This is a genomic window from Cellulomonas sp., from assembly GCF_036279715.1.
GTDB lineage: Bacteria > Actinomycetota > Actinomycetes > Actinomycetales > Cellulomonadaceae > Cellulomonas_A.
The window spans coordinates 81,643-102,397 of sequence record NZ_DASUIR010000153.1; the positions used below are offsets into that span (position 1 = coordinate 81,643).

Consider the following 20,755-nt stretch of genomic DNA (forward strand, 5'->3'; position numbering starts at 1 on the left):
AGATGTCGTCTCGGACACACCCTCGTCAGAGCTTGGTCACCGGCGAGAAGCGCAGCAGCAGGCGCTTGGTCCCCTCGGTGCCGAAGTCGACCTTCGCGACCGCGTTGGGACCGGAGCCCTCGAGACCGACGACGGTGCCGAGCCCGTACGCGTCGTGCGTGACGCGATCGCCGAGCGCGAGGTCCGGGACCGTGCCCTCGGGTCGGGGCGTCGCGGAGCCGAACGTCGCGCCGCCGGCGGCCCGCGGCGCCGTCGAGCCTGCCCGCGCCGTGGAGGTCGATCCGCTGCGCGTCGACGACCCCGCGGTGCGCGTCCCGGACCCGCCGGAGCCGTACCCGCCCGAGACGTACCCGCCCGAGCCGTGACCACCTGACCCGTACCCGCCCGAGCCGTAGGCCGGACGACGCAGCGTGTCCATGCTCGACTCACGCCGCCGCCAGTCGACGACCTCCTCGGGCAGGTCGTCGAGGAACCGGCTCGCGGGGAACTCGTTGGGCACGCCCCACGACGTACGGACCGCGGCGCGCGAGACGTACAACCGCTCCCTGGCGCGCGTCAGGCCGACGTACGCGAGCCGGCGCTCCTCGGCCAGCTGGTCGGTGTCGGCCAGCGACCGCATGTGCGGGAAGGTGCCGTCCTCCATGCCGGTGAGGAACACCACCGGGAACTCGAGGCCCTTCGCGGTGTGCAGCGTCATCAGGGTCACGACGCCCTGGTCGATCCCACCGTCCTCGCCGTCGGCCGACGGGATCTGGTCGGAGTCGGCGACGAGCGAGACCCTTTCGAGGAAGTCGGCCAGGTCGCCGTCGGGCTCGCTCTGGGCGAACTCGCTCGCGACCGCGTGCAGCTCGGCGAGGTTCTCGACCCGGGACTGGTCCTGCGGGTCCTCGCTCGCCCGCAGCTCGGCGAGGTAGCCGGTCCGGTCGAGCACCGCGCCGAGGACCTCGGCCGGACCCGTCCCGGACGCGGCGAGCGAGCGCAGGTCGGTCATCATCGTCGCGAACGCCGCGAGGCCCGTGATCGCGCGGGTGCCGAGCCCCGGCACCTCGTCGAGGCGCCCGAGCGCCGAACCGAACGAGATGCGCTCACGCTCGGCGAACGCCGCGACCATGGCCTCCGAACGGTCGCCGAGGCCGCGCTTGGGCACGTTGAGGATGCGACGCAGGTTGACGTCGTCGTCCGGGTTCGCGATCGCCCGCAGGTACGCGACGGCATCCTTGATCTCGCGCCGCTCGTAGAACCGCGTCCCACCGACCACCTTGTAGGGCAGGCCGACCCGGATCAGCACCTCCTCGAGCGCGCGGGACTGCGCGTTGGCGCGGTAGAACACCGCGACGTCACCCGGGCGCACGCCGTCGGAGTCGCCGAGCCGGTCGATCTCCTCGGCGACGAAGCGCGCCTCCTCGTGCTCGTTGTCCGCGACGTACGCGACGATCTGCGCGCCCGCTCCCGAGTCGGTCCACAGCCGCTTGGGCTTGCGACCCGAGTTGCGGGAGATCACGGCGTTCGCGGCCGAGAGGATGTTCTGGGTCGAGCGGTAGTTCTGCTCGAGCAGGATCGTGCGCGCGTCGGGGTAGTCGGCCTCGAACTCGAGGATGTTGCGGATGGTCGCGCCGCGGAACGCGTAGATCGACTGGTCGGCGTCACCGACGACCGTGAGCTCGCCGCGGGGGCCGTCGTCGGGCACATCCTCACCCTCCACGCGGCGACGCGCGCCGACCCCGGCGAGCTCGCGGACCAGCGTGTACTGCGCGTGGTTGGTGTCCTGGTACTCGTCGACGAGCACGTGGCGGAACCTCCGCCGGTAGTGCTCCGCGACCGCGGGGAACGCCTGCAGCAGGTGGACCGTCGTCATGATGAGGTCGTCGAAGTCGAGCGCGTGGGCCTGGCGGAGCCGGGCCTGGTAGCGCGAGTAGACCTGCGCGAGCACCGACTCGAAGGAGCTCGTGTCGCTGCTCGCCGTCGCCGCGAACGTCTCGGGGTCGACCAGCTCGTCCTTGAGCGCCGAGATCTTCGCGGCGAGCGCCTTGGGCGGGAACTTCTTCGAGTCGAGGTCGAGCTCGCGCGCGACCATCGTCAGCAGGCGCTGCGAATCGGCCGAGTCGTAGATCGAGAAGCTCGACCGCAGACCGAGCGTCGCTGCCTCCCGGCGCAGGATCCGCACGCACGCGGAGTGGAACGTCGAGACCCACATGCGGCGCGCGGACGGCCCGACGAGGGTCGCGACGCGCTCGCGCATCTCCGCGGCAGCCTTGTTGGTGAACGTGATCGCGAGGATCTCGCCGGGGTGTGCACGACCCGTGGCCAGGAGGTACGCGATGCGGTGCGCGAGAACCCGGGTCTTGCCGGAGCCCGCACCCGCGACGATGAGCAGCGGGCCACCGTGGTGCAGCACCGCCTCGCGCTGCTGCGGGTTCAGCCCGACGAGCAGGGCCTCGGCCTCGGCGGCCGACCCTGCGACGCGGCCGGTCGGGGGATCGGTCTCCTCGTCGGCGGCGGCCGCACGGCGGGTGGTGGCGACATCGCGCGGGGGCACGGCCGAGGGCAGCCGCGCGACGTCGGCGGCGCCGAGCCCGGGCAGGGGAAGGTTCTGGAAGAGCGAGGTCATGGCGACACCAGCCTAGGCAACCGCGCCGACACTCGTGACCGTCGCCGGCCTTCGACCGCCCGGACCGCCGCGGTCAGCCCTGGAGCACCAGCACCGACTGCTGCAGCCGCAGCGACGTCTCGGCCAGGTCGCGCGCGGCCTGGCGGATGCCGTCGATGTCGGCGGTCGTGCGCTGCGACGCGTGCTCGACCTCCTCGAGGTTCGACGCCATGGCCCGTCCGCCAGTCGCGACCTCGGCCACGGCCTGCGCCATCGCCGACGTCGTCGCGGTCTGCTCCTCGACCGCGCCGGCGATCGTGCCCTGGTAGTCGTTGATCCGGTCGATGATCTGCGAGATCTGCGAGATCTCGCCGGCCGCCTGCTGGGCGGCGGCCTGGATCGCCTCGATGCGCTCCGCGATGTCGCCGGTCGCGCGCGCGGTCTCGCTCGCGAGCTCCTTGACCTCACCCGCGACGACCGCGAACCCCTTGCCGGCCGTCCCCGCCCGCGCCGCCTCGATCGTGGCGTTGAGTGCGAGCAGGTTCGTCTGGGCCGCGATCGCGGTGATGACCTTGACGACGTTGCCGATCTGCGCGGACGACTCCCCGAGCTCGGCCACCGTCCGGTTCGTGCGGCGGGCGACGTCGACAGCCTCCGCCGCGATCCGTGCCACAGCGTTGGCGTTGCGGGCGATCTCGGAGATCGAGGCGCCCATCTGCGTCGTCCCCGACGCGACGGTGTCGATCCCGTTGCTGACCTCCTGGGCCGAGGTGGCGACCTCGACCGTCCGTCGCGCGGAGCCCGCCGCGACGTCACCCATGGCGTCGCTCGTCCCGACCAGTCGGTGCGCAGCCGAGCTCACCTGCTCGGCGGCTCCCGTGACCTCCCCGGCGACTGCCGCCGTGCGGTCCAGCGTCGCGTTGAGCGCGATCGCGAGGTGGTCGAGCTCGGTCGTGCCACGGCCCGGGTCGAGCCGGGCTGACAGGTCGCCGCTCGCGAGCGCCGCTGCCGCGTCCTCGATGGGTCGGACGATGCTGCGTGCGACGACGAGGCTGAGGCCCACCACGAGGACGAGCATCCCGGCGGCGCCGAGCAGCAGGCCGCGCGCGTCGGACAGGGCCTCGCCCCGCACGTCGTCGACGTAGATGCCCGACCCGACGATCCAGCCCCACGGCTCGTAGCCCGCGACGTAGGAGATCTTGGGCTGCGGCGCGTCGGCACCCGGCTTGGGCCACTTGTAGCTGACGAAGCCCGCGCCGTGGGCCTTGACGACGTCGACGAACTCGACGAACAGGTGGTTGCCGTCCGGGTCGACGTTCTGGGTCAGGTCTGTGCCGTCGAGCTGCGGCTTGATGGGGTGCACCACCATCGTCGGGTGCATGTCGTTGATCCAGAAGTACTCGCCGCCGGCGTACCGCAGCTCACTCACGGCCGCGATCGCCGCGGCCTGCGCCTGGTCGGTCGTCAGGTCGCCCGCGGTCGCCTGCTCGCCGTAGCGGGCGACGATCCCGAGAGCGGTCTCCACGACGGCGCGTGTCGCCGCCTTGCGCTCGGTCATGATCCGACCTTCGACCTGCACCGCGGCCATCGCCGTGATCCCGGCGAGGCCCAGAGCGGTCACCGCCACGAGGGCGAGGACGCGCTTACGGATCGACAACGATGCGAGCGCAGACATGGGACTTCCCTAGGTCGACGGGGCCTTCTGCGCGCCTCATCGACGTGCGACGCTCCCATGTGAGACCTGTGGCGGGTTAAACGCACCGGTGGCCGTGCCGGGACCAGGCGGCCCCCTGCGCTCAGGTGAGGAGCACCGCGACCAGCCAGGCCCCGGCGGCCACGAGCGCACCGGCGAGCTCGACCAGCAGCGCGATCCCGGTCGCCCGGAGCACGGCGACCGTCGCACTCCAGGCGACCCGCCGGTCGCGGCGCCCACCCCACTCGATGAGGTAGACCCCCAGCGCGAACCCCAGCGGCAGCCCCACCACGGGCACGACGAAGAACCCGACAGCCCCCAGCGCGGCGCCCCAGACCAGGGTCGAGCGACGCACGCCCGCGCCCGTGAGGTGCCGGCCCGCGAGCACGTACTTGCCGACGGCCGCAGCGACGACCGCGAGCACGCCCACCCCGAAGGCGGTCCAGGCGACGCCCCCACCCGTCTCTGTGGCCCACACGAGGACGCCGCCGAGCACGATCAGGCTCCCGGGGAGCACCTGGACGACGACTCCCACGAGCCCGGCCGCGATCACGAGCCCGACCAGCAGCTCGCCCGCAGGGCTCATCGGTGTGACGTGCCGGGGTCGGTCCGGTGCGCGTGGTGCACGGTCAGCTCCAGAGGACGGCGATCCCGACGTTGAGGACGACGAGGCCCGCGATCGCGCCGAGGAAGCCCGTGGTGACCTTGGCCGGTGTGCGCCGACCCACGATCACGAGCGCGGCCACGACCAGGGCGACGAGGAGCTTGATCCCGACCTTGGTGTTGTTCGGCGGGTCGCCCGCGAGGCCCGCGGCAAGGATGCCGGTCATGAGGATGCCGGTGACGATCGCGGTGAGGATGCCGTGCAGCGCACCCACCGGGACGACGGGCTGCTTCATGTGGGCCAGGACGCCACCGAGCACCATGGCCCAGCCGACGAGGTGCAGGACGAGAAGGAGGTTCAGGACGACGGTCATGGGCCCACCCTAGGGTCTCGCCGGCCATTTTCCCAACAGTTGTGTCGGGAACCTCAGATCAGTCGCCGGGCGGCCGCCCAGCGCGTGAGCTCGTGGCGCGACGACAGCTGGAGCTTGCGCAGCACCGCCGAGACGTGGGTCTCGACCGTCTTGATCGAGATGAACAGCTCGCTCGCCACCTCCCGGTAGGAGTAGCCGCGTGCGATGAGCCGCATGACCTCCCGCTCCCGGGCCGACAGCCGGTCGAGCTCGTCGTCGCCCGTCGCGACGTCACCGGCCGCAGCGCCGAACGCGTCGAGCACGAAGCCCGCCAGCAGCGGGGAGAAGACGGCGTCACCGCCGGCCACGCGCTGCACGGCAGCCGCCAGGTCGGCGCCGGTGATCGCCTTCGTCACGTATCCGCGCGCGCCGGCCCGGATGACGGCGACGACGTCGTCGGCCGCGTCCGAGACCGAGAGGGCAAGGAACCTCGTCTCGCCGAGCAGGTCGGAGCACGCCCGGATGACCTCCGCACCACCGCCGCCGTCACCGCCCGGCAGGTGCACGTCGAGCAGGACGACGGGCGGCCTCAGCTCCCGCACGACGCGGATCGCCTCGTCGACGCTCGAGGCCTCCCCCACGACGCGGACGCGGTCGTCGAGAGACGCACGCACGCCGGCACGGAACATCAGGTGGTCGTCGACCAGCACCACGTCGACAGGTTCGCTCATGTGTCTCACCGCTCCTTGACCGGGTCGGCGTCGTTCGGCCGGGGCTGCCCCGGCGCGGCCCGCACCCCATGATCCTCGCTCGCACGCACCGGGATGCTCAGGTGCACCTCGGTGCCGTTGCCGTCCTTCGACTGGACGCTCGCCGACCCGCCCCGGCGTCGGATGCGTCCGATGATCGACTCCCGGACGCCGAACCGGTCGGACGGCACCGACTCCAGGTCGAAGCCGTCCCCGCGGTCGCGCACGAACACCTCGGCGACCTCCGGGCCGACCTCGCAGTACAGCGAGAGCGGCGGGCGACCGTGCACGACGGCGTTGACGAGCGCCTCGCGGGTCGCCTGGAGCAGCGCCTCGGTGTCGGCGTCGGGCTCGCGGTCGCCGACGAGGACGGCATCGATGACGACCGCCTCGCCGCCCGGGCCGGACCTCGTGTCCTCGATCTCGGCGACGACGGCCCGCAGCGCGGCGGCCAACGACGTGCCCGGCGCCGGCCGGTCGTCGTAGAGCCACTCGCGCAGCTCCCGCTCCTGCGCACGGGCCATGCGCGCGACCTCGTGCGGGTCGTCCGCGCGCGCCCGGATCAGTGCGAGGGTCTGCAGCACCGAGTCGTGCAGGTGCGCCGCGATGTCCGCGCGTTCGGACTCGCGCGCCCGCGCGGCGCGCTCGTCGCCGAGCTCGCGCACGAGCCTCAGCCACCACGGCGCGAGCACGAGCGCGACACCGGCAAGCACGGCGAGCGCGGCCACCATCGACTGCACCAGCAGGTCGGGGGACATCTCCTGGCCGACGAGCAGCAGGACCCCGGCCCCGGCGAGCACGATCCCGCCGACGAGCCGCAGGACGCTGACGGGCGTGCGGCCACCGGCGCGCGAGCGCCAGCGTCCGCGCTGACCGGCGTCGAGCTGGCTCCATGCGAGGGCCGTCCCGGCCAGCAGGATGAGGGTCGGCACCACCCAGGTGCTCTGGAGGTGCGCGCCGTTGCGGACGGCGAGCAGGACGACGGCGGCGGCGATGAGGACGAGCGCGATCGCGATGTCCGTCACCGGCAGGGTTCGCACGGCGGCAGCCGCAAGCGCGTCGGGCGGCGGTCCGCCGGTCGGCAGCGGTGCCCCCGAGCCCCGCACGCCCTCTGTGCCGTAGCCGCCGACCGGGTCCGCCGGACCAGCGGCCGGACGGACGAGACGGGACAGGTGGGCCGGTCGCTCGTCGAGGGCGTAGGGGTCCCCCTCGGGCACGGTGACCCACAGGAAGACGTACAGGGCGATGCCGACGCCGCCGAGCCCCACGAGGACGACGAACGCGAACCGCACGACGCCGACCGGCAGCCCCAGGTGCGCCGCGAGCCCCGCGGCGACCCCGCCGATGCGACGACCGGTCGTGGGCCGACGCAGCGCGGGCCGCACGGGCGCACCGGACGGCGCAGACGGCACCGGCACGGCCGCGCCTGTCGTGTCGTCGCGTGCGGGCTCCGGCGGGGTCATGGGTTGATCGTCACACGACCGACGGCTCCGCGGCGCCCCCTCAGGGCGTGTGAGGGCAGAGTTCAGGGCTTGCGTCACGGCAGTTCAGGGTCCGCTCAGGGACGTACCCGATGTCCTGCGTCGCCGCGACGACGCACGATCAGGTCATGGACACCTACATCCCCGACCCGACCGGGCCGACACCTCCACCGCCGCCGTCACCGCACGGTACCGACGGCTTCTTCGCCGCCATCCGGCGCACCGGGCTGTTCCGCTCCGACGAGCGGTGGGTCGGCGGAGTCGCCGGCGGCCTCGCGCGCCGTTTCGGCATCGACCCGTTGCTTGTCCGCGCCATCTTCGTCGTCAGCTTCCTGCTCGGCGGCCTCGGCCTCGTCGCCTACGGCGTCGGCTGGGCGCTGCTGCCCGAGCAGCGTGACGGCCGCATCCACCTCGAGGAGACCATCCGCGGCCGGTTCGACGTCGCGCTGCTCGGTGCGATCGCCCTCGTCATCATCGGGCTGAGCCGCGGCGACCACTGGTGGTGGGGCGGCAACGGTGCCGCGTGGATCGTCGGGTTCGTGTGGCTCGCGGGGATCGTCGCGGTCATCGTCCTGATCGCCAACTCCTCGAGCCGTCGTCGCGCCGCGGGTCTGCGCCCGCCGACGCCCTACGGTCCCTACCCGACGGCCGGCATGCCGCCCGTGCCGCCTCCCCCGCCGGGAACCGCTGGCGCCGAGGGCTACGCGCCCACGACGTCGTACGGTCCCCCGTCCTCGAGCACGCCGTCGGCGCCGTACGCCTCCGCAGCGCCCTACGGTGCGACGGCGTCCTACGGCGGCACCCCGTACGCGCCGTATGCGGGCGCTCCCGTCGCGACGGCGCTCCCCCGCAAGGCACGGACACGCGGCCCTGGCGCCGGTGCGCTCGGTGTCGTGGTCGCGCTCACGGTCCTGACCCTCGCGGGTCTGCTCCTCGCCAGCCGGCAGGGGTACTTCGACGGCCCGGTCCTGCTCACCACTGCCGGGGTCGCCATCGCGCTGCTCGGTCTCGGGATCGTGGTCTCGGGCCTCCGCGGACGCACGAGCGGCATCCTGGGGTTCTTCGCGATCGTCACCATCCTGGTCGCGGGACCGCTGGCCTTCGGTGAGAGCAACGACTGGCACTGGGACGGCAACCTGAACAACACGGTCAGGGACAGCGTCGTCGTCATGACGACCCGCGACGAGGCAGCCGTCGGCTACTCGGTCGGCGCCGGCGACACGACGGTGGACCTGCGCCAGGTCCCGCTCACCGCCGAGACGCTCGACGTCCCGATCCACGTGGGTGTGGGGACGCTCGTCGTCCTCGTGCCGGCCGGCACCCCTGTCACCGCTGACGTGCAGGTCGGCGTCGGCGACATCACCTGGGACATCGGCGGGACGCAGACGACGTCCAGCGGCATCGGCAACGGGCCGCGGCACTTCGCGAGCACCGAGGTCGCGGACGGCACCGACGCCCAGCTCGCCCTCGACGTCAACGTCGGTGCCGGCGACGTCACGATCAAGGAGTCACGATGAGCACCGACGACACGACCCAGCAGCTCCCCACCAGCGGCGACGAGCCGCAGGACACCGCGCACGGTGCCCCGACCGCCCCGCACACCGAGATCCCCGGCGCCTTCCATGACGCCGCCACGGCGGGCAGCCCGGCTGCGGCGCCGGCCTTCGCCCCGACGAGCCACCCCGTCGACGTGCCGGCCGCAAGCCCGGCCGAGCGGCCGCGCCTGCGGGTCTCCACGGCGGTCTGGGGACTCGTCATCGCTGCGATCGGAGTGGGCGTTGTCGCCCTGGCATCCGGCGCGGTGTTCGACCTCCAGCTCGCGAGCATCGCGCTGCTCGCGGTCGCCGGCGCCGCGATGCTCGCCGGATCGATCGCGGCAGCCGTCCGGCATCGCGGGCCCTGAGCGGGCCGGCCGCGTCGCTGCGATCGTCGCGCGTCGCACGCAGAAACGCCTCGGGCCGAGGTCGGCAGCTGCCGACCTCGGCCCGAGGAGTGTGGTGCGGGGTGTGTCAGACCTGCGTGGTGACCGTGGCCGGCGCGACCGGAGCAACGACCGTCTCCGGCTTCACGGCGAGAACGCGGATCGCGTAGCCGATGATGATGAAGAGGATGCCGAGGCCCATGACGAGGGCCGAGATGCCGTACGCGACGACCGACGTGAAGAGCGACGACCGCAGGAACGAGCCATTCATGCTCGTGGTGCGCTGACCGGTGAGGGCCAGGACGTCCTTGTCCTTCGCGATGTCCGCGTCAGACGTGCCGGCCGCCTTGAGCTCGGCCTTCTTGGCGCTGATGGCGTCACCGAGCTCGGCGTAGGTCAGGCCGTTGGTCGCGGTCAGCGCGTGGTGCTTGATGGCGTTCGCCTGGGCGAAGGCCGTGAACGGGTCCTGAACGGGCTTGTTGGCAAGCGATCCAGGGTTGTCCGCGGTGATGGGCGCAACGGTGATCTTCTCGTCCTTGAGCTGCGAGGTGACCGCGCCCCAGGTGATCCCGCCGGCGACGATGAGGACGACACCAGCGATGATGGAGAGGAGCGCGATGATGCGCGCGCCCTTGAAGCGGTCCGTGACTGTGACGTTCGACATGATCGTCCGATCCCTTTCGAGTAACCCCCGGGGGTCGGGCCCTGGTGGATTCGGGACCCGGTGAACCTTCTGCGGTTCACATGTGAAGCGTGCTGCACGCCCACAGTACTGAAGCGGGACGTTAGTCACGGTTCGATTCGTGCATTTCGGCGCGTCTCAAGGGTGCCCTTTTGGGAAGAAATACCCGGGGGGCTATAGGCCGGCGAGGGTGGCCGCGCGGCGGTACTCAGACTCGGCGGCACCCAGCACGCGATCCCAGCCGAACGCCGGCCTGACCGCGCGGTTGTGCGCACGGATGCCCGCGAGGAGCCGCTCGTCACGCACGAGATGCACGATCGCCTCGGTCATCTCCGCGTCGTCGACCACGAGGAGGCCGTCCGTGCCGTCCACGACGAACTCCTCGATCCCGGTGCCGCTGCGCGCCACGATCGCGAGCCCCGCGGTGCGGGCCTCGAGGGCTGCGATGCCGAACGCCTCGAGCTCGGCGGGTGCGAGGAACACGTCCGCGTCGGCATACGCAGCCCGGACCTCCTCGCGCGAGAGCCGACCCGTCAGATGCACGACAGCCTCGAGACCGTGCGACCCGACGGCCTGCTCGACCCGGCGGCGCGTCGGCCCGTCGCCGATGATCGTCAGGCGCACCGCACCGGCAGGCACGCGGCGAGCGGCCGCCGCGACGAGCTCGACGAGCGGCACCGCGCGCTTGCGCGGCGCCAGCCGCATCGTCGAGACGAGGTGGACCGGGCTGCCCTCGGCGCGGACGTCGCCGCCCGCCGCCGGCGCCCATGCCGCCAGGTCCATGCCGTTCGGCACGACCTCGACCGGTACGTCGAAGACCTGGCCGACCCGCTGCGCGGCCGCACGGCTCACCGCGCTCAGCGCCGCGGCGGTCGACCGCCAGCGCGTGGCGCGGACGGCCGCGCGCAGCGGCGGGACCATGCCGTCGAGCATGCAGTGCCAGGTGATCGCCGTCGGCAGCCCCCGGGCGACCGCGAGGCGTGCGCCGTCGAACGCGAACGGCGAGACGACACCCGCGTGCACGTGCACGACGTCGGGCTGCAGGGAGTCGAGCGTCGAACGCAGCAGGCGCGCCTGCACGGGGTTCACCGGCAGGTCGAACGGCAACCGGGTACCGAGCCGGTGGACCTGCACACCCCGCGCGAGCTCGACGACCCCGCCGCGCTCGCCGTCCGCCCCGAGCGTCGCGGTGAGGACATGGACGTCGTGGCCCGCCGCCGCCTGCTGTGCCGCGAGGTCGCTGACCTGGGACTCGATCCCACCCGTCCGGGGCAGGAAGCAGTCGGAGACATGAGCGATGCGCACCCGCCCAGGCTAACCGGCGCAGACTCACCCGCCCGCCTTCCTCGATCGGAGTCACGGCCGCTGAGGTCATCGCCGAGGCCGACCGGTGGATGTACGCGGACAAGCGACTGCGGGCGCGCACGACCTGACCCGCCGTTTCCGAGCGACCCGGTCACGCGTGCCGTTCAGGTGCGCCGGGGCGCTACTCCCACTCGATCGTGCCCGGCGGCTTGCTCGTGACGTCGAGCACGACACGGTTGACCTCGGGGACCTCGTTGGTGATGCGCGTCGAGATGATCGCGAGCACGTCGTAGGGCAGGCGCGTCCAGTCGGCCGTCATCGCGTCCTCCGACGAGACCGGCCGCAGCACGATCGGGTGACCGTACGTCCGCCCGTCGCCCTGCACCCCGACCGAGCGCACGTCGCCGAGCAGGACGACGGGGCACTGCCAGATCTCGCGGTCGAGGCCGGCCCGCGTGAGCTCCTCGCGCGCGATCGCGTCGGCTGCGCGCAGCATGTCGAGCCGCTCTGCCGTCACCTCTCCGACGATCCGGATGCCGAGTCCCGGTCCCGGGAACGGCTGGCGCCACACGATCGCCTCGGGCACACCGAGCTCGAGCCCGACAGCCCTGACCTCGTCCTTGAACAGCGCGCGCAGCGGCTCGACGAGCGAGAACTGCAGGTCGTCGGGCAGTCCGCCTACGTTGTGGTGGCTCTTGATGTTCGCGGCCCCCTCGCCGCCGCCCGACTCGACGACGTCCGGGTACAACGTGCCCTGGACCAGGAACTTGACCTCGGTGCCGTGCTCGCCGGCGTCCGCGACGACCTCGCGAGCCGCCTGCTCGAACACCCGGATGAACTCACGGCCGATGATCTTGCGCTTCGTCTCGGGGTCGCTCACGCCCGCGAGCGCGCTGAGGAACTGGTCGCGCGCGTCGACGACCTTGAGCTGCACACCCGTCGCGGCCACGAAGTCGTTCTCGACCTGCTCGGCCTCGCCCGTCCGCAGCAGGCCGTGGTCGACGAACACGCAGGTCAGCTGGGCCCCGACGGCCTTCTGCACGAGCGCCGCGGCGACCGAGGAGTCGACGCCGCCCGAGAGCCCGCAGATCACGCGCGCGTCGCCGACCTGCGCGCGGATCGCGGCGACCTGCTCCGCGATGACGTTGCCGGGGTTCCAGTCGGGGGCGAGCCCCGCACCTCGGTAGAGGAAGTTCTCGAGCGCCTGCTGACCGAGCGGCGAGTGCTTGACCTCGGGGTGCCACTGCATGCCGTAGAGGTGCCGGGTGCGGTCCTCGAAGGCGGCGACGGGCGACCCTGTCGACGTCGCGAGCACCTCGAAGCCCTCCGGCGCGGCGTGCACCGCGTCGCCGTGGCTCATCCAGACGGTCTGCGCTTCCGGGCTGCCTGCCAGCACCGTGCCGGCGTCGTGCACCGAGACCGCCGTCCCGCCGTACTCGCGCGCACCGGTCTGCGCGACCGTCCCGCCGAGGGCCGCCGCCATGGCCTGGAACCCGTAGCAGATGCCGAGGACCGGCACGCCCGCCTCGAAGAGCGCGGGGTCCACGGACGGTGCGCCGTCGGCGTACACGCTCGACGGGCCGCCCGACAGGATGATCGCCACCGGGTCCTTCGCGAGCATCTGCTCGACCGTCGCGGTGTGCGGGATGATCTCGGAGTACACATGCGCCTCGCGCACCCGGCGCGCGATCAGCTGCGCGTACTGCGCCCCGAAGTCGACGACCAGGACAGGCCTGTGCTTCGGGGTGGCGGAGGACGGCTGCGACGGGTTCTGCGCGGCGGAGGTCACGCGTCCCAGGATAGGCGGCGGGCACCACCTGCCTGCGCGCACGTCCGCGGGACCGGCCGCACAGCCCGGGCTAGCGGGCCGCAAGCTCCGCGGCGTCGAGGCGAGCGAGCGCCTCGACGTGCACGCGACGCTCCAGGATGAACGACATGACCGGCACGACGCCGGCCAGAACCATCGCGGCGAGACGACCAAAGCTCCAGCGCATCTTCGACCAGAGGTCCATGACGGTCACGAGGTACACCACGTAGATCCACCCGTGCGCGAACGGGACCCAGCTGATCTTGCTCACGACGTCGGGTCCGACGTGGACCGCGTACTTGAGCAGCATCTCGAGGCACAGGATCAGCAGCATCGTGCCGGTGACCCAGGCCATGACGCGGTATCGCTGCAGTGCCTGACGGCCCTTGACCGGGTCCAGCGCAGCCATCTGACGCTCCTGTTCTGCCCGGTCGGCACAGTGGTCGCCACCGCGGCGAGCACCGCCGACAGGGGGCGGGTCCATCATCCCCGACGCCGGCGGTGCGGGCGCCCCGAACGGCAGGTGGACCCGCGCGGGCCTGCGGAATTGCCTTCGGCGTTGTGGGTGCCCGCACCTACTGTGGCGGTTGTGCGTCAGCTCCCGCTCCCCCATCCCGGCCCAGCGCCGCTGACGTCCCCTGCCGCCCTGTTGTGGTGGCAGGCGCGCCACCAGCAGTGGCTGCTGCTCGCCTCGATCACGTGCGGCATCGTGGGCAACGTGGCGGCCGCCGCGTTGCCGTACGTGCTCGGTCGCATCATCGACGGCGGCCTGACGGATGGCCTGAGCCGCACGCTGTGGCTCGGCTGCGCCGCGTTCGGTGCCGTCGGGCTCGTCCAGGTGGGTGCCAACGTCTGGGGCCACCGTCTCGACGTCGAGAACTGGCTCCGCGCGGCCTACGCGACGTCGCAGCTCATCGGGCACCACGTGACCCGCACGGGCGACGCCGTCACCGCCGAGCTGCCGACCGGCGAGGTCGTCGCGACCGTCGCGAGCGACGCGCTGCGGATCGGGGAGGTGTACGCGGTCGCCGCCCGGTTCGTCGGCGGGATCGTCGCCTACGCGGCCGTCGCCGTCGTCCTCATGCGCACCTCCCTGACGCTCGGACTGCTCGTGCTGCTCGGCCTCCCGGTCGTCGTGTCGGTGCTCGCGCTCCTGGTCAAGCCCCTGCAGCGCCGCCAGGCCACGCAACGCGAGGCGGCGGGTCGCCTGACGACGCTCGGCGCCGACACGGTCTCGGGGCTGCGGATCCTGCGCGGCATCGGTGGCGAGGAGGTGTTCGCGGGGCGCTACCGCGCTCAGTCGGAGCTCGTGCGTCGCGCGGGCGTCGGGGTCGCGCAGACGCAGTCGCTGCTGGACGCCCTCCAGACGCTCCTGCCCGGGCTGTTCCTCGCGGCGGTCGTGTGGGTCGGTGCGCACCTCGCGCTCGCGGGCGAGATCAGCCCCGGTCAGCTCGTGGCGTTCTACGGCTTCGCGGCATTCCTCACGCAGCCCCTGTGGACAGCGACCGAGGCCATGCGCGTCATGACGCGCGCCGTCGTCGGCTGCCGCAAGATCATCAAGGTCCTCGAGATCCCCGAGGCAGGCGCCGACTCGGCCGACCGGCGTGCCGCGGTCGCCGCGACGAGCCCCGCTCGGACCGAGGCGCTCGTCGACGAGCGGAGCGGGCTCGTCGTGCGGCCGGGCGCGCTGCTCGCGCTCGTCAGCGCGAATCCCGACGAGGCCGCACGGCTCGCCACGCGGCTCGGTCGCTTCCGGGCGCCCACAGGCAGCGGGGCGGACGACGACGAGTCGCTCGGTGAGGTGCGCTGGGGAGCGGCGCTCCTGCGCGAGCTGCACCTGCGCGAGGTGCGCGACCGCATCGTCGTCGCCGAGTCGACGCCGCACCTCTTCACGGGGGTGCTCGCCGACGAGCTCGACGTACGCGGCCGGGCGACGGAGTCCGACCTGCTCCAGGCCATGCACGTCGCGGACGCGGCGGACGTCCTCGACTCGGTCCCGGGCGGTCTCGCCGGCGCCGTCGAGGAGAAGGGGCGGTCGCTGTCCGGTGGCCAACGGCAGCGCGTCGCACTCGCCCGGGCCCTGCTGACCGAGGCCGAGGTGCTTGTGCTCGTCGAGCCGACCAGTGCCGTCGACGCCCACACCGAGGCGCGGATCGCGCGGCGGCTGGCGCAGGCCCGACGCGGTCGCACGACCGTCCTGGTCACCGCGTCCCCGCTCGTGCTCGACGTCGTCGAGGAGGTCGTGCTCATCGAGGACGGCCGGGTGCTGGCGCGCGGGAGCCACCGCGAGCTGCTCGCGGCGACCGACTCGGCCGGTCGGGCCTACCGCGCGGTCGTGTCCCGCGGTCACGGGCCGACCAATCCGACCGGCCCCACCGACGACGCCCGAGAGGAGGCCCGCCATGAAGCTGCCCGTCGCTGACGGTCCCGCGCTGCGGCGCGAGACCCGCACGCTGCTGCGCCGTCACCGCGGCGCCCTGACCGTCGTCGTCGCGCTGCATGCCGCAGCGGCGTGCGCCGGCCTGGCCGGGCCGTGGCTGCTCGGCCGCCTCATCGACGCCGTCGCGGTCGGCACGACGTCGTCGTACGTCGACCGGACGGTCGTGGTCCTCGTGGTCGCCGTCCTCGCGCAGACCGTCCTCATCCGCTACGCGCAGCGCTCCGCGATGGTGCTCGGCGAGTCGGTGTTCGCCGAGCTGCGCGAGGAGTTCCTCTCGACGGTCACGCGGCTGCCGCTGTCGATCGTCGAGCGCGCCGGGACGGGTGACCTCATCGCGAGGACGACGACCGACATCGACAGGGTGCAGTACACGGTCCGCTTCGGCGTTCCGCGCCTGCTGGTCAGTGGGGCGACGATCGCGCTCACCGCGGTCGCCGCCGCGCTGACGAGCCCCTTGGTCGCCCTGGGGCTGCTCGCGGGGCTGCCGCTGCTGCTGCCGGTCGCGCGCTGGGACCTGCGCCGCGCGGCGCCGGCCTACCTGCGCGAGTCGGCGGCGTACGCGACGCTGAACGGCACGATCACCGAGAGCGTCGAGGGTGCTCGCACGGTCGACGCGCTCAACCTCGGCGCGCGCCGGCGGGCACGCGTCGACGACGACCTCCGTGAGGCGTTCGCGGCCGAGTCGAGGACGCTCTGGCTCCGCTCGATCCTCTTCCCGGGCATCGACGCGTCCTTCCTGCTGCCCGTGGTCGCCGTGCTGGCGTGGGGCGCCTACCTCGTCTCGACCGGCGGGGCGACGATCGGCGCGGTCACGACGATCGCGCTCTACGCGACGCAGATCATCCACCCGATCTGGGAGCTCATCTTCTGGCTCGACGAGATCCAGGTCGGCGCGACGTCGCTCGCCCGGATCCTCGGTGTCGCGAACGTGCTCCCGGACCGGACGGCCGGTTCGGCGCAGCCGTCCGACGAGCATGTCGTCGCAGAGGCGGTGCGGTACGCCTACCGCGAGGGGCACGACGTGCTGCACGGCATCGACCTCGACCTCGTGGTCGGGGAGCGCCTGGCCGTCGTCGGCCCGTCAGGTGCCGGGAAGTCGACGCTCGGCCGCATGCTCGCCGGCATCCACCCGCCGAGCGGAGGGTCCGTGACCGTCGGCGGCGTCCCGCTCGTCGAGCTGCCGCTCGGGGACCTGCGTGGGCACGTCGCGCTCGTCACGCAGGAGCACCACGTGTTCGTCGGCACGGTCGCGGACAACCTGCGCCTCGCGCGGGTCGCGGCCGACGACGCCGAGCTCGAGCGTGCCCTGCGTGCCGTCGACGCCTGGGAGTGGGTCGACGCACTGCCCGACGGGCTCGGCACCGGCGTGGGTTCAGGCGGCGTGGCGCTGACGCCAGCGCAGGCCCAGCAGCTCGCGCTCGCCCGGCTCGTGCTCCTCGACCCGCACACGCTCGTGCTCGACGAGGCGACGAGCCTGCTCGACCCGCGCGCGGCGCGCCACCTCGAGCGCTCGCTGTCGGCGGTCCTCGCGGGCCGGACGGTCGTCGCCATCGCGCACCGGCTGCACACCGCGCACGACGCCGACCGGGTTGCGGTCGTGGACGGTGGGCGCATCGTCGAGATCGGCTCGCACGACGAGCTCGTCGCAGCCGGCGGCGACTACGCGGCGCTCTGGCGCTCCTGGCAGCAGGAGTAGCGGCCGGTCACAGGACCGCGCCGCTCTCGATCCCGAGGAACGTCACGCCGGGCTCAGTCACCGGGAGCTCATGGAACCCGAGCCGGTCGTAGAACCCTCGGGCCCGCACGTTCGAGCTCGCCATGCCGAGATGAACCGCCGGCACGCCTCGCTCCGCGAGCGCTGCGAGGAACGTCCGCAGCAGTGCGCGCCCGTGGCCGTGGCCCTGGTGCTCGGGCAGCAGGTCGATGTGCAGGTGCGCGGGGTAGTCCGCGAGCCCCTCGTGCACGGCCCGCTCCGGGTGGTGCAGCGTGTCGACCAGTCGCTCCTGCCTGGTCCTGGGCACGTCCGACCTCGGGTAGCGGGGTGCCACCATCGGGAGCCACCTGCGCCGATACTCCCCAGCCCAGCGGCGGGTGTCGGCAGTCCCGAGCACGTAGCCGACCGCGCGGTTCCCGTCGTCCAGCACGAAGGCCAGCTCGGGCTCGAGGTGCAGGTACGAGCCCGCGTAGACGTCCGGCATCAGGTGGTCGTCGCTGTACTGACCCCGGGCGTCACCACCGCCGTCCGCGGTACGCACGCAGACGTCATACACGTCGGCGCGGTCGAAGTCCTCGTACGGTCGGACGAACGCCACATCGGCTCCTTTGCGAGAGCGGCAGCCGGTCATCGGGACGGCCGAGGTGAGTATCCACGCGACAGGGGTGCTCGCGATAGTCGATCCTGGACGCATGTTCGGTCCGGTGGTGCTGCGCGGGGGATCGGTCGTCCCCGAAGACGCCCTCACGTGGCGGTTCTCGCGGTCGAGCGGTCCGGGCGGACAGTCCGTCAACACGGCCGACTCCCGCGTCGAGCTCTCGGTCGACCTCGCGTCGGTCACGTGGGCGACGCCGGCCGACCGTGACCGCGTTCTCGCGCGGCTCGCAACCCGGCTGGCCGTCGACGAGCGTCGCGAAGCCATGGCCCGTCGCGACGACGGCGACGACGGCGACCGGCTCGAACCACGGGAGCCGCTCCGCACCGTCCTGGTCGTGGCGGCGTCCGAGTACCGCTCGCAGCTGCGCAATCGGGAGGCAGCGCTCGCGCGGGTCACCGAGCTGCTCGACGACGCGCTGCGACCGCCTCCCCCGCCGCGCCGCGCGACCCGTCCGAGCCGGGCCTCGCGCGCGCGTCGGGTCCAGGCAGAGAGCCGTCGCCGGTCCGTGAAGGAGATGCGCCGCCGGCCCCAGGCGTGAGGTGCCGGCAGCCCGGTCCTCAGACCGCCCGGTCCCCTGTCGCCTCGTCGCGGACCATGCGCAGCCACAGGAAGATCGCAAACCCGCCGAAGATCCACCACTGCGCGGCGTAGGCGAGATTCTGCACGTTGAGCCCTGTGCCCGAGCGAACCGGCGTCGGCAGCGGCGTCAGGGCGTCGCCCTGGCCCGGCTCCGAGGCGGTCAGCACGCCGTACCCGGTCCAGATCGGTCCGCCCCACCTGTTGAGGAGCTGCGCCGAGCTGATCGCATCGACCTGTCCGCTGGGGAGGTCGGACCGTCCCGACGCCTCGGAGCTCTGCAGCCAGGCGGTGACGGTCACCTCGCCGGTCGGCACCGCGAGCGCGGCGGCGTCGTCGGGCACGGCGACCCAGCCTCGGACGACGGGAAGCACTGGCGTGCCGGCCGGGACCTGCGCGACGTCGGTCGTCGACGCGCTGCCCGCCGCAGGGCCGGGCCGGTCGTCGGTCACGCGCAGCGGGGTCAGGACCAGGTAGCCGGTGCGGCCGCCGAGCGCGCGGTCCACGACGAGCACCTGGCCCGCCGCGTCGTACACGCCCCGGGCGACCACCCGCCGCCCGACGAGCTCGCCGGTGAATGCCGTCTGCGGGGCGAGCGCGTCGCCGAGCCCGACCGGCGGGAGCGCCTCCTGCGCGGCGAGCTTCTGGGCCGCCGCGGTCGCCCCACGGATCTCGGCGCGGTCGAGCTGCCAGACCCCCAGTCGCCCGCACACCGCAGCGGCACCGAGCAGGAGCAGAAGGAGGACCAGCATGCGCGGCCGGACCGCGGCGCGGAGCATCGTCGTCGGCTCACGGGACCCGTCGGCGCGGTCGGCAGCACCGTCGCCAGCGCCGACCGGCTCGCCATCTGCGGCCGCGAGCACCGGGTCCGTCGAGGCGTCGGTGTGTGGCACGTCTCACGGTAACCCGTGACCGTCGCGGGACACTCGTCCTACGCGCGGCCCTGGGCGGGCCCGCAACCCCCTCGGCACCCTGTTTATGCCACCTGACCAGCACATGTGCTCGACCGGATCGCCGTGACCCGATGCGCTCGGGCGCGCGATGCGGTTGTATTGCTGGCGGAGCAGGGTGCGCAACGGCGCGCGCCCTGGGTCGGACGTCCTGCCAGGCGCCCGCGATCCACGTCAGGCTGGAGTCATCCCCGGTGCGGCCAGCGCGGGGAGGAGTACGAGGGACCTGGAGACAGCAATGACTACGACTGCTTCGCGGACGACCTCCTGGCACGCGGGAACCGGAGAGTCGGTGAGCGCCGAGACGCTGCAGCGCATCGACGCCTGGTGGCGCGCGGCGAACTACCTGTCGGTCGCACAGATCTACCTGCTCGACAACCCGCTGCTGCGCGAGCCGCTGACCAGGGACAACGTCAAGCCGCGCCTCCTCGGGCACTGGGGCACGACGCCGGGCCTCAACTTCCTGTACGCGCACCTGAACCGGGTGATCGGCGAGCGCCAGCAGTCGACGATCTACATCACCGGGCCGGGTCACGGTGGTCCCGGCCTGGTCGCGAACGCCTACCTCGACGGCACGTACTCCGAGGTGTACTCCGACATCACGCAGGACGACGAGGGCTTGCGCCGTCTCGTCCGCCAGTTCTCCTTCCCGGGCGGCATCCCCAGCCACGTCGCGCCGGAGACGCCGGGGTCGATCCACGAGGGCGGCGAGCTCGGCTACGCGCTGTCGCACGCCTACGGCGCGGCCTTCGACAACCCCGACCTGCTGGTCGCGACAGTCATCGGCGACGGCGAGGCCGAGACCGGCCCCCTCGCGACGAGCTGGCACTCGAACAAGTTCGTCCACCCGTTGAAGGACGGCGTCGTCCTGCCGATCCTGCACCTCAACGGGTACAAGATCGCCAACCCGACGGTCCTGGCCCGGATCCCCGAGTCCGAGCTCCTCGACCTCATGCGTGGCTACGGCCACAAGCCGCACATGTTCGTCGGCGGGTTCGACGGCGAGGACCACGCGGCGGTGCACGCACGCTTCGCGGCGGTGCTCGACGAGGTCATGGACGAGATCGCCGCGATCAAGGCGCGCGCCGCGGCCGGCGACGACTCCCGTCCGCAGTGGCCGATGATCATCTTCAAGACGCCCAAGGGCTGGACGTGCCCGCCGGTCATCGACGGCAAGCAGGTCGAGGCCTCCTGGCGCTCGCACCAGGTCCCGCTCGCGAGCGCACGCGACACCGC

17 protein-coding genes and 1 pseudogene are annotated in these 20,755 nt (G+C 72.8%); 6 read left to right on the plus strand and 12 right to left on the minus strand.

The window, feature by feature from the left end; genetic code table 11:
• Positions 1-25: 25 nt before the first annotated feature.
• From pcrA to VFW79_RS14410, 6 genes are all read right to left on the minus strand, one after another.
• Entirely contained in the window at positions 26-2,608 is a 2,583-nt protein-coding gene (gene pcrA, locus VFW79_RS14385; RefSeq protein WP_329677979.1) for a DNA helicase PcrA, read from the minus strand.
• A gap of 73 nt (positions 2,609-2,681) precedes the next feature.
• A complete protein-coding gene (locus tag VFW79_RS14390) occupies positions 2,682-4,262 on the minus strand; it encodes a methyl-accepting chemotaxis protein (RefSeq protein ID WP_329677980.1) in 1,581 nt (526 codons plus the stop codon).
• A 121-nt stretch (positions 4,263-4,383) separates the two neighbouring features.
• On the minus strand, positions 4,384-4,866 hold the full coding sequence (locus VFW79_RS14395) for a DUF456 domain-containing protein (protein WP_329677981.1): 483 nt from the start codon (positions 4,864-4,866) through the stop codon (positions 4,384-4,386).
• 43 nt (positions 4,867-4,909) lie between these two features.
• Positions 4,910-5,257 (minus strand): hypothetical protein, encoded by a 348-nt coding sequence (locus VFW79_RS14400; protein WP_329677982.1) that lies wholly within the window; start codon positions 5,255-5,257, stop codon positions 4,910-4,912.
• 53 nt (positions 5,258-5,310) lie between these two features.
• A complete protein-coding gene (locus VFW79_RS14405; protein ID WP_329677983.1) occupies positions 5,311-5,967 on the minus strand; it encodes a response regulator transcription factor in 657 nt (218 codons plus the stop codon).
• Between the two features lie 5 nt (positions 5,968-5,972).
• Positions 5,973-7,448, minus strand: coding sequence for a PspC domain-containing protein (locus tag VFW79_RS14410; RefSeq protein ID WP_329677984.1), 1,476 nt, complete (start codon positions 7,446-7,448; stop codon positions 5,973-5,975).
• 146 nt (positions 7,449-7,594) lie between these two features.
• Here VFW79_RS14410 and VFW79_RS14415 point away from each other — a divergent pair, with 146 nt between their 5' ends.
• Both VFW79_RS14415 and VFW79_RS14420 read left to right on the plus strand, forming a co-directional pair.
• A complete protein-coding gene (locus VFW79_RS14415) occupies positions 7,595-8,983 on the plus strand; it encodes a PspC domain-containing protein (RefSeq protein ID WP_329677985.1) in 1,389 nt (462 codons plus the stop codon).
• Positions 8,980-9,369 (plus strand): hypothetical protein, encoded by a 390-nt coding sequence (locus VFW79_RS14420; protein ID WP_329677986.1) that lies wholly within the window; start codon positions 8,980-8,982, stop codon positions 9,367-9,369. The genes VFW79_RS14415 and VFW79_RS14420 overlap by 4 nt, the downstream gene beginning before the upstream one ends.
• A gap of 106 nt (positions 9,370-9,475) precedes the next feature.
• Here VFW79_RS14420 and VFW79_RS14425 read toward each other — a convergent pair whose 3' ends face one another.
• From VFW79_RS14425 to VFW79_RS14440, 4 genes are all read right to left on the minus strand, one after another.
• Positions 9,476-10,051: an aromatic ring-opening dioxygenase LigA gene (locus tag VFW79_RS14425; protein WP_329677987.1), complete on the minus strand. Its 576-nt coding sequence runs from the start codon at positions 10,049-10,051 to the stop codon at positions 9,476-9,478.
• A 192-nt stretch (positions 10,052-10,243) separates the two neighbouring features.
• Positions 10,244-11,374, minus strand: coding sequence for a glycosyltransferase family 4 protein (locus VFW79_RS14430; protein ID WP_329677988.1), 1,131 nt, complete (start codon positions 11,372-11,374; stop codon positions 10,244-10,246).
• 181 nt (positions 11,375-11,555) lie between these two features.
• Entirely contained in the window at positions 11,556-13,163 is a 1,608-nt protein-coding gene (gene guaA / locus VFW79_RS14435; protein ID WP_329677989.1) for a glutamine-hydrolyzing GMP synthase, read from the minus strand.
• Between the two features lie 70 nt (positions 13,164-13,233).
• A complete protein-coding gene (locus tag VFW79_RS14440; RefSeq protein WP_329677990.1) occupies positions 13,234-13,590 on the minus strand; it encodes a DUF3817 domain-containing protein in 357 nt (118 codons plus the stop codon).
• Positions 13,591-13,770: 180 nt separating this feature from the next.
• Here VFW79_RS14440 and VFW79_RS14445 point away from each other — a divergent pair, with 180 nt between their 5' ends.
• Both VFW79_RS14445 and VFW79_RS14450 read left to right on the plus strand, forming a co-directional pair.
• Positions 13,771-15,603, plus strand: coding sequence for an ABC transporter ATP-binding protein (locus VFW79_RS14445; RefSeq protein WP_329677991.1), 1,833 nt, complete (start codon positions 13,771-13,773; stop codon positions 15,601-15,603).
• Positions 15,584-17,317, plus strand: a complete 1,734-nt coding sequence (locus VFW79_RS14450) for an ABC transporter ATP-binding protein (protein ID WP_329677992.1) — start codon at positions 15,584-15,586, stop codon at positions 17,315-17,317. The genes VFW79_RS14445 and VFW79_RS14450 overlap by 20 nt, the downstream gene beginning before the upstream one ends.
• A gap of 7 nt (positions 17,318-17,324) precedes the next feature.
• Here the strand turns inward: VFW79_RS14450 and VFW79_RS14455 are convergent, their stop codons facing one another.
• Entirely contained in the window at positions 17,325-17,933 is a 609-nt protein-coding gene (locus VFW79_RS14455) for a GNAT family N-acetyltransferase (RefSeq protein WP_329677993.1), read from the minus strand.
• 94 nt (positions 17,934-18,027) lie between these two features.
• Between VFW79_RS14455 and VFW79_RS14460 the strand changes: the two genes are divergently transcribed.
• Positions 18,028-18,531: a peptide chain release factor-like protein gene (locus tag VFW79_RS14460; protein ID WP_329677994.1), complete on the plus strand. Its 504-nt coding sequence runs from the start codon at positions 18,028-18,030 to the stop codon at positions 18,529-18,531.
• A 19-nt stretch (positions 18,532-18,550) separates the two neighbouring features.
• Here the strand turns inward: VFW79_RS14460 and VFW79_RS14465 are convergent, their stop codons facing one another.
• Positions 18,551-19,462, minus strand: a complete 912-nt coding sequence (locus VFW79_RS14465) for an SURF1 family protein (RefSeq protein WP_329677995.1) — start codon at positions 19,460-19,462, stop codon at positions 18,551-18,553.
• 295 nt (positions 19,463-19,757) lie between these two features.
• Between VFW79_RS14465 and VFW79_RS14470 the strand changes: the two are divergent.
• Positions 19,758-20,755: pseudogene (locus tag VFW79_RS14470) on the plus strand (phosphoketolase); the annotation flags it as partial.